Origin of the sequence: Segatella albensis DSM 11370 = JCM 12258, from assembly GCF_000426565.1 — a bacterium.
Taxonomy (GTDB): Bacteria; Bacteroidota; Bacteroidia; order Bacteroidales; family Bacteroidaceae; genus Prevotella; species Prevotella albensis.
On sequence record NZ_AUFP01000009.1, the window covers coordinates 121,679 to 131,676 of the forward strand.

Annotated in this window: 6 protein-coding genes; 1 reads left to right on the forward strand and 5 read right to left on the reverse strand. The window is 40.1% G+C overall.

The features are described from left to right. Positions 1–6: 6 nt before the first annotated feature. The 5 genes from ilvD to ffh all read right to left on the reverse strand — a co-directional run bounded on the left by ilvD (position 7) and on the right by ffh (position 9,016). Positions 7–1,809, reverse strand: a complete 1,803-nt coding sequence (ilvD, locus tag K333_RS0107020; RefSeq protein ID WP_024989851.1) for a dihydroxy-acid dehydratase — start codon at positions 1,807–1,809, stop codon at positions 7–9. 293 nt (positions 1,810–2,102) lie between these two features. Next, positions 2,103–3,188 (reverse strand): OmpA family protein, encoded by a 1,086-nt coding sequence (locus K333_RS0107025; RefSeq protein WP_024989850.1) that lies wholly within the window; start codon positions 3,186–3,188, stop codon positions 2,103–2,105. 274 nt (positions 3,189–3,462) lie between these two features. Beyond that, complete coding sequence (locus tag K333_RS0107030) at positions 3,463–5,919, reverse strand: alpha-L-arabinofuranosidase C-terminal domain-containing protein (RefSeq protein WP_036889103.1); 2,457 nt, start codon at positions 5,917–5,919, stop codon at positions 3,463–3,465. Between the two features lie 854 nt (positions 5,920–6,773). Continuing rightward, positions 6,774–7,652 (reverse strand): bifunctional methylenetetrahydrofolate dehydrogenase/methenyltetrahydrofolate cyclohydrolase FolD, encoded by an 879-nt coding sequence (gene folD / locus K333_RS0107035; RefSeq protein WP_024989849.1) that lies wholly within the window; start codon positions 7,650–7,652, stop codon positions 6,774–6,776. A 14-nt stretch (positions 7,653–7,666) separates the two neighbouring features. Further along, complete coding sequence (gene ffh, locus K333_RS0107040; protein ID WP_024989848.1) at positions 7,667–9,016, reverse strand: signal recognition particle protein; 1,350 nt, start codon at positions 9,014–9,016, stop codon at positions 7,667–7,669. A gap of 249 nt (positions 9,017–9,265) precedes the next feature. Between ffh and K333_RS0107050 the strand changes: the two genes are divergently transcribed. Continuing rightward, positions 9,266–9,925, forward strand: coding sequence for a relaxase/mobilization nuclease domain-containing protein (locus K333_RS0107050; protein WP_027452498.1), 660 nt, complete (start codon positions 9,266–9,268; stop codon positions 9,923–9,925). The last annotated feature ends 73 nt before the right edge of the window (positions 9,926–9,998 follow it).

A 9,998-nucleotide genomic window follows, 5' to 3' on the forward strand; every position in this document is an offset into this window, starting at 1 on the left:
GTCTACTTAGTCAATGATACGTACTCCACCTTTATCCGCTGAACTAACACTCTGAGCATAAGCTCGTAATGCTTTGCTGACGACACGTTTTCTCTTTAAAGGTTGTTGAGGACGTGATTTTAATTCTTCATCACTCAATTTTACATTGATTGTTCGGTTTGGAATATCAATGACGATGATATCACCATCTTTGATTTTTCCTATATTACCACCAGCGGCTGCTTCCGGAGAGATATGTCCTATACTCAATCCTGATGTTCCGCCGGAAAAACGTCCATCAGTAATCAGAGCACACTCCTTACCCAGATGACGACTCTTGATATATGATGTAGGATAAAGCATCTCCTGCATTCCCGGACCTCCCTTTGGACCTTCATGGGTAATAACTACGCAATCTCCGGAATTAACTTTCCCTTCGAGAATACCATTACAAGCATCTTCTTGTGAGTCAAAAACTACAGCAGGACCTTCAAAATGCCAAAGTCCTTCATCAACACCCGCTGTTTTAACGACACAACCATCTTGAGCTATATTTCCAAAGAGTACCGCTAATCCTCCATCCTTTGTGTAAGCATGCTCTAAATCACGGATACAACCACTGGTACGATCTGTATCAAGACTTTCCCACTGTGCATCCTGACTTCCCATGACAACAGAGAATTTGCGACCTGGAGCAGAGTGATAGATTCGATCTGCATCAGGATCCAAAGAATCACCTGTAATATCGTATTTCTTCATCTGCTCTCCTAATGTTTTTCCATCCACACGCTTTACATCTCCATGGATAAGTCCACCCTTATTGAGTTCGTTCAGGATTCCAAGAATACCTCCTGCACGATTACACTCTTGAACACTATATTTCTGTGTATTAGGAGCCAACTTACAAAGACAAGGAACCTTTCTACTTAACCGGTCAATGTCTTCCATCTTGAAATCGACATTGCCTTCCTGGGCTACAGCAAGTAAATGAAGTATCGTATTGGTACTACCACCCATAGCAATATCAAGTGTCATCGCATTAAGGAAAGCATCACGAGTGGCAATATTTCGAGGCAACACGCTCTCATCACCATCCTCATAATAAGCAAAGGCATTTTTTACGATTTGTCGCGCAGCACTCTTAAATAGTTCTACACGATTCTTATGTGTCGCAAGAATCGTTCCATTACCAGGAAGGCTCAAACCTATAGCCTCGGTAAGAGAATTCATAGAATTGGCCGTAAACATACCAGAGCAACTTCCACACCCTGGACATGCACACTGTTCTATCTTTATGATATCCTCATCGCTCACCGTCTTATCTGCACCATTGATCATGGCTGTAATCAAATCGGCATTTTCACCTTTCCAACGCCCAGCTTCCATAGGACCGCCAGAGCAGAAGATTGTAGGGATATTCAATCGCATAGATGCCATCAGCATTCCTGGAGTAACTTTATCACAATTGGAGATACAAATCATTGCATCGGCTTTATGTGCATTTACCATATACTCCACTGAGTCTGCAATAATATCACGTGAAGGCAGAGAATACAACATTCCATCATGCCCCATGGCAATACCATCATCAATAGCTATTGTATTAAATTCTGCTGCATAACATCCCATAGCCTCTATTTCCTTCTTCACTATCTGACCGATTTCGTGAAGATGAGTATGCCCTGGAACAAACTGGGTAAAACTATTGACAATCGCAATAATTGGTTTACCAAACTGTTCATGCTTCATTCCAGCCGCAACCCACAAAGCTCGGGCACCTGCCATTTTTCGGCCTTCTGTACAAACTGCACTTCTCAACTGATGTTTCATATTGGTCAATTTATTAATCTCCTCTTATATAATCCGTACAAATACAAAGATGACGAATCGCACATCGCTCATCATACACCCCGCATACATATTAAGCGCAAAGGTACGGATAATTATTGTAATAGCCAACAAATTCGTGCATATTTTCAAAAATTTGCATAAACTTGTTACTTTACACGGTGTTTTTCTACCATATTATAATATACAAACAAGAATAAGATCATAACTAAATAAAAAAATCCCCGATGCAATGCATCAGGGATTTATATTTAGGATTGAAGTATTCGTTTAGATTACTTTACATAAACAACAGCCAAACGGTTAGAAGTAGTACCCTGTACACCCTTACCTGTAGCTTCATCTACAACAACACCCTTGCCCTGAAGATACTTAGCAACAACATCAGCACGGCCCTGAGAAATCTTATCGTTAATTTCCTTAGAACCTTCTGGAGAAGCTGTACCTACAATCTGAACGTGCTTACCTGCCTTAACAGCATCAAGAGCTTTCTTAGCTTCCTTGGTAAGAACAGTTTTGCCCTGAGCAAATGTTACGAATACAAGGTTCTCAACCTTAACCTCCTGTGGAGCTGGAGCTTCCTTAACAACTTCCTTGATAACTTCCTTAGGCTTCTTTGCCAATTCGTTGCGAAGATCATCAATCTTTGAATTCAAAGCATCGATTTCTGCCTGATCGCGAAGCTGAGCAATCTTGAAGTTATGAGTACCGTTTGATGTACCGAACTTGTATACCAAACCTGCGTTCAACTGAACATAGCTCTTATTGATGTTCCAAGCAATATCACCAACATTGTTTACTGGATACTGAGCTTGCTGAGCATCATTCAAGCCATAGTTGATAGAAGGCTCGATATAAACCTGCCATGCCTTGTTTCCACCAAAATTATATGCGAAATCAAGAGCTAACTTCTGGGTAAGGTTATTCTTACCTTTGTTGGTACCAGCCTGATAAGCTGCAGAGTTACCAAAAAGATGACCCCAACCAAGACCAGCTACTGCTGTTACCTCGAAAGGACGTGGCTCACCTTTGTAACCGCCTAACCAGTTGCTCAAATTGACTGTACCTAACAAACTTGTATTCAAATAGCGTACAAAAGTACCAGTAGGAGCATAAGGCTTTACTGAAAAATATGCGTTACTCTCAACTGCAAGACCAAATACTGGAGTGAAATAACGCCCAATACGAACGCCTGCATTTGGATTAAGATTCTTTAACCATGCGTGACCTGTAGTTTTAGTAGCTAAACCACCATTAATACCAATGTAGAAGTTGTCGAATGTTTTACTTTCTTCTACAGTCTGTGCAGAAGCTGATACTGCAAATACAGCAGCTGCGAACAATAAAACTAACTTTTTCATGTCTCTCTGAAATTAATTATTAAAAAGATGTTAATACTATTCTTCAGTACTTGTTAAATAATACTTACTATTATGTTGCAAAGTAATAAAAAAAAACAATACGTTCCAAATATTTTTTATAAAAAATTATGTTTAACAACATAAGCCAAGCAAAAACTCCCCGACAACAGGAGTTTTACGCCTATATATCGGGGAATTTTCTTTTCAAAGAATCGTACACCTTATTATATTAAGGAATTTTTCTTTATTTATGGCATCAGAACTGTTTTCTAAGTCATAATTTAAAGATTTTCAAACTCCTTGCTGGTATCGAATAGTCATTAAGTTGCAAATCAACAGGCAAAGCATTAACAACTTTCAACCACACATTTCCGCTTTTACTATCTTTTACGACACTTGCTGCCACATATTTTTTTAGTTTATCCGGAACATTCAATGAGAGATGACTATCAATATAAACATCACCACTATGAGTAGAAAATTCCTTCTGAACCTTATAACTTGGAGTTGTCTTCACTTGTTTATCGTCAAAATAGATCATATCCGGGCTCCAGTTACCATGAGATTCTTTACATAATAATGGTGCATACGATGCCATTTCCACAACATCTCCATTACGCTCTATGTTACAGAGATATAATGCCTCAGCCAATGCATTATCCACAGCATTCTCTCCTCGCGATGCATATTCGCCAAGATATACCTTTGGACTATTACGATCATAGTCATCATAATAATCTTGATGATTGACAAACCATCCCGGTGATTCATAATAATGTTCATCTACCGCGGAGAAGAGGTTCTTACCATTCACCTTTTCTCGTTTAGCTATTTTCCATCCCTCCTGATAATCTGAAGAAGGGAAATGGAATGGTCCTACGGTACCGATAATTTCTATATTAGGATATTTTGCCTTGATGGCTTTACTAATCATCAGATAGCGTTCTTCGAAGACTGTCGAGATTAGATCTTCGTTTCCTATACCTATCATCTTAAGATTGAAAGGAGCAGGATGACCTGCCTCTGAACGCATTCTTGCCCATTTCGATGTTGCAGGATCACCATTCGCCCACTCTATCAGGTCTAGGATGTCTTGAATATAGGTTTTCATTTCTCCCATTGGGATTCCGCCCTGTTGTCCACCTAAACCATCTTGATTGTTTGATGAATTCTGACAAGGTACGCCAGCAGCCAGCACTGGTAAAGGCTGCGCGCCGATATCTTCACAGAACTGGAAATATTCATAGAATCCTATTCTGCGACTTTGATGATAATTCCAGATATTACGTGCTGGTTTACGATCCTTGAGAGGGCCAACTGTTTCTTTCCAATTATAAATATTATCCAGTCCATCTCCATGCAGCATACAACCACCTGGAAATCTCATGAATTTAGGCTGCAGGTCGGCTATTGCTTGTGCTATATCCTGACGGAACCCATGTCCATGAAAAGTTTCTGCAGGCATCAAACTAACCATATCGACCCCAACCTTACCTTCTTTCTTTGCCTGTATCTGCAAGGTCAGTTGACGAGGTTCTGGCAGTTTCTCTCCTTTCTTCACCGTTTCTAAGGTTAATTGGAAATGCTGCCACCCTAATCCTTTAATCTTTATTTTATCTTTAGCAACAACTTGATTCTGCTTATCAACAAGCATAACCAGCAATTCATTTTTATCATTGCCGATATTCTTTACATCGACTGAGAAATCATATACTCCACCACGATCAAGGATTCCATCCCATCCTTCATTAACAATCAGTTGGTCTTTATCTAGAATTGCATAATGAGGATTATTGACAGAATTTGGATTTACGTCATCTACCACGAATTTACCTACCGGAGAACTCCATGCAGTCTGGGCATTCCAGCCTTTATGGTCGGCCGAAGTATATTCAAAGTCACCATTCTGTAGGAGTTCTGCACTTAGGCCTCCATCAGCAGCATAACTGATATCCTCGAAGAAAGCGCCTATCAAACGATTAGAAATTCGTTTCTGCTTATTATAATCTATAACGAGAGAACCTGATACAGACTTCGAGATGTCTTTTGTGGTAGGCATTTTCTCTCTTGCCTTTTCTGCCTCCTCGGCCATAGCCTTCTGCCAGTCTCTGATATATTTAAGGTGTATGGCAGGAATTTCAAATTCATTTCCCTGATATAGTTTTCCATTTATCTCTACTTTATCCTGTTGCCAAAGGATGTCATCAGCTTCTGCAGGAATTGTATCTTCCTTGAAAGTACGAAAATCTTCAGATGCCTGCACATATCGTTTACCTTGTTTGGTCTTTACATAGATATCAAAAGTGCCATTATCCATCTGATAAGCTACAGGATCCATGATTCCTTTTTCTCGCATAATCGGATAATCCTGAGGACGCCAATTGATAAGGTCTTCTGAATAGGCAACAGCAAAACATGGCGAATAATCATTTACTCCCCATATAGCGCGCCATGTTCCATCATTCGCTTTAAGAACAAAAGGATCATACATCTTCTTTTCACGACCCCATTGACCATAATCGCTACTCACAACTTGTCCTAAGTCATGCCATAATTCATCTTCACCTTGATAGGCGATATGGAGTCCTTGATCGGGAGCGGGACTGTAAACAAAGATATCACAGGTAGAATCTCGTCCCACAATAGAATATGCGGGTTCTACATTTTGTGCCTGCGTCGCACCCGCACATAATACGAACAGGAATGATAACATTGAGTTTTTAGGTTTCATCTCTACGTCTTAAGTATTTACATGATTAATTTAAATCTTCGCAAAGATACAAAAAATCCTAAAATCCTTCTATATTCCTCTACAAAAAAATGCATATAACTGCATTCGTTTACGTAGTTAACTGCATCAGCCTACGTAGTTAACTGCATCAGCCTACGAAGTTAACTGCATCAGCGTACGTAGTTAACTGCATCGGCGTACGTAGTTAACTGCATAAATGAACATATATTTTCAATATCATAAGGTGGAAATAAAAAAGCAAATCCATAATCTCTAATCAGAGATTATGGATTCACAGGATTGTAACTTTTAATTATAAGAACATAAAGTGTTTCACAACACAAAAAAGATAAGAACCTATTTTAAATCATCACGAAAACGTCCCTAGAGTGAACTAACCTAAATTTATCAATCTTTACCTTAACATCTTACTAATAACCATTTTGCCACAAATACCACGTGACCGAGAATTGGAACGTTGCATGCTTTTTTCTTTCTTTGGGAATCTATCAATAGATGGATGACAACATATGTAATAACGCCATCACACTCTTTCCGCAGAGTATTGCTAAGATAGTCCCATTAAACGCGATATAAAAAAAATGCTTCATGATGCAAATAAGTAATAAGTGTTAAATAATTAATTTCTAAATTTGTCTACGCTGCAAAAATACAAGTAATCAAAAAATAAAGAGTGGCATTTTTTGATAATAAAGGGGTAAAATCTGTTTGCACATATCATTAAAACAGTTTTTACTCCTAGGAGAAGAAAAATTACACCTAAAGAAAAAAGCCCTCACGCATCACTGCGCAAGGGCCCACAACAAATTAGAGAGTTATAAAAAAATCAAGTTTTAATCATAATATTCTTTCTTTCCTGCCGAAAGTGTATTCTTCATCAAAGAACAAATGGTCATCGGACCAACACCTCCGGGAACTGGTGTGATAAAGGAGCACTTTGGTGCGACTTCATCAAATTTCACATCACCATTCAGACGGAAACCTTTTTTCTTCGTTGCATCTGGTACACGTGTGGTACCAACATCGATGATAACAGCACCTTCTTTTACCATATCAGCTGTCACAAAATCTGGTTTCCCGATAGCAGCGATAATAATATCCGCCTCACGGCATTCTTCTTTCAGATTTTTAGAATGTGAATGGCATACGGTCACTGTAGAATCACCATACTGTTTCTGCATCATCAACTGTGCCATTGGTTTACCTACAATATTACTGCGGCCCAAAACTACACATTTCTTTCCGCTTGTTTCTATATGGTAATGCTGCAACAGGGTAAGAATACCCAATGGTGTTGCTGATATAAAACATGGCAGTCCTATTGCCATACGTCCTACATTGATCGGATGGAATCCGTCTACATCTTTACGATAATCTATAGCCATGATTATCTTCTGCTCATCAATATGCTTTGGAAGAGGTAACTGGACAATAAAACCATCTACGTCATCATCCTTATTTAGTTTGTCAACACAAGCAAGTAGTTCTTCTTCTGTCACATCTTCCTCATATCTGATGAGAGTAGATTTGAATCCACACTGCTCACAAGCAATGACTTTATTTTTTACATAGGTTTCACTTCCACCATCATGGCCTACTAAGACTGCGGCCAAATGTGGTTGCTTACCACCTGCCTCTACAATACTTTTCACCTCTTCAGCAATTTCTGCCTTGATAGCAGTTGCTGTAGCTTTTCCATCGATTAATTTCATTTTTATTTTAGTATTTAGAATTTCGGCATACCAGGCATCTTCATACCTTTCATGCGCGCCATCATGCTGGCCATCTTGTTACCAGTCATCATCTTCATCATCTTACGGGTCTGATCAAACTGCTTGATCATGCGGTTTACTTCCTGAAGACTTGTTCCTGATCCCTTGGCAATACGCTGACGACGACTGCTATTGATTATATCCGGATTACTGCGTTCCTCTGGTGTCATACTTGAGATAATGGCTTCTATACCTTTGAAAGCATCATCCGGAATATCAACATCGCGCAACTGTTTGCCTACACCAGGAATCATACCTGCCAAATCCTTCAAGTTACCCATCTTCTTGATTTGATTGATCTGATTCATAAAATCATTGAAGTCAAACTGGTTCTTTTGGATTTTCTTCTGCAGGCGCTTTGCTTCCTCCTCGTCAAACTGCTCCTGAGCACGCTCTACGAGAGAAACGACGTCACCCATTCCGAGGATACGGTCGGCCATTCGGGCTGGATGGAATGCATCGATGGCTTCCATCTTCTCACCTGTTCCAATAAACTTAATTGGTTTGGTTACAACAGTACGAATACTTAATGCTGCACCACCACGGGTATCACCATCGAGTTTGGTCAATACCACACCATCGAAATCCAAACGGTCATTGAATTCCTTCGCTGTATTTACGGCATCCTGACCGGTCATTGAGTCAACAACGAACAGTGTTTCATCAGGATGTACATGCTCTTTCAAACTACTGATTTCGTTCATCATCTCTTCGTCTACAGCTAAACGACCGGCTGTATCGATGATGATGACATCATTACCTTTCGTACGAGCTTCCTGGATAGCGTGATCAGCAATAGTATTCACATCTTTGTTGTCCGGCTCTGAATATACAGGGACACCAATTTGCTCACCTACTACCTTCAACTGATCTATAGCTGCAGGACGATAGACATCACAAGCCACCAACAAAGGTTTCTTACCTTGCTTATTCTTCAACATATTAGCCAACTTTCCGCTGAATGTAGTCTTACCAGATCCCTGAAGACCGCTCATCAAAATTATGGCTGGATGCTGAGACAAATGTATAGGACTCTCCTCACCGCCCATCAGCTCTGCGAGTTCATCATGAACAAGCTTCACCATCAACTGTCCAGGTTTAACGGCTGTGAGTACATTCATACCCATAGCTTTCTCCTTTACACGATTAGTAAAATCCTTAGCAACGCGGAAATTGACATCGGCGTCAAGCAATGCACGACGCACGTCCTTCATTGTTTCCGCTACGTTTATTTCGGTTATTTTACCTTCACCTTTAAGTATCTTAAAGCTGCGTTCAAGTCTATCACTTAGATTTTCGAACATAATATATTGTATTTTTGCGTGCAAAAATACAATAATATATGCAAATCGCCAAATTATTAACGGAAAATAAGTGTTTTATCTTTTTTAACATAAAGCTCTAAAGCAGCCAAAGGAGAATCAGAGAGGTTTCCATGAAACCCATGTATATGTGGTGGACTTGTTGAGAAGATTGAAAGAAATCCTTGGCGAGTATCGCCAAGCAAGTTATAAACCGAAGCCAAGCAGTATGGGCAGAAAGAAGGATACCACATGATAGGCAAGCTAAAGAAAGGTGCATCTTTTGGTGGTTGCGTCCGCTATGTTACAGGCAAGGACGAGGCGAAAATCCTTGCATCCGATGGAGTGTTACTCGGCACGAATGCCGAGATAACGCAAAGTTTCGAGCTACAGAGGCAGCTAAATCCAAGGATTAAGAAGCCTGTGGGACACATTGCTTTGAGCTTCAAGCCCGAGGACAAGCCACGTTTGACGGATGAGTTCATGGCTAAGATAGCCCTTGAATACATGCAGAAGTTCAAGAATGAACTCGCAAAACAAGGTGTTCATTTGGAACTTGTATATAAGGACAAAGAGCGAACCAAGGTTCAAGGCATCCGTTTCTGCAAGGATGGATATAGCTTCAAGGGTACGCAGATTAGCCGAGAATACAGCTTTGTAAGGTTGGATGCAAGACTTGGCACAGAGTATAATCGTGTATCGCCAAGAGCCGAATCTATGCAGAGAGGACAACTAAGTTGTCACCAAGTAGAACAGACTCAACCAACTGCAGAACATACCCAAGACCCTTGGAGTAGTATTTCTTCCATCGGCTTGTTCGCTCCGTCTAATGCCCAAACTTATGAGCCATTCCCAGAGGATGAATCCGCCAAGAAGAAAAAGAGAAAACGCAGAAAGGGCTTCAGCCTTTGATGCAAGTTACAAACTTAAAATTAGAATCGAACATGAAAGAAGAACTATTGGAAGCCATCTATGGCACAGTTGA

Bases quoted from the DNA above. Each gene is read 5' to 3' on its own strand.
- folD (WP_024989849.1), bottom strand. From the start codon at position 7,652: ATGAAATTAATCGATGGAAAAGCTACAGCAACTGCTATCAAGGCAGAA.
- K333_RS0107030 (WP_036889103.1), bottom strand. From the start codon at position 5,919: ATGAAACCTAAAAACTCAATGTTATCATTCCTGTTCGTATTATGTGCG.
- K333_RS0107025 (WP_024989850.1), bottom strand. From the start codon at position 3,188: ATGAAAAAGTTAGTTTTATTGTTCGCAGCTGCTGTATTTGCAGTATCA.
- ffh (WP_024989848.1), bottom strand. From the start codon at position 9,016: ATGTTCGAAAATCTAAGTGATAGACTTGAACGCAGCTTTAAGATACTT.
- K333_RS0107050 (WP_027452498.1), top strand. From the start codon at position 9,266: ATGATAGGCAAGCTAAAGAAAGGTGCATCTTTTGGTGGTTGCGTCCGC.
- ilvD (WP_024989851.1), bottom strand. From the start codon at position 1,809: ATGAAACATCAGTTGAGAAGTGCAGTTTGTACAGAAGGCCGAAAAATG.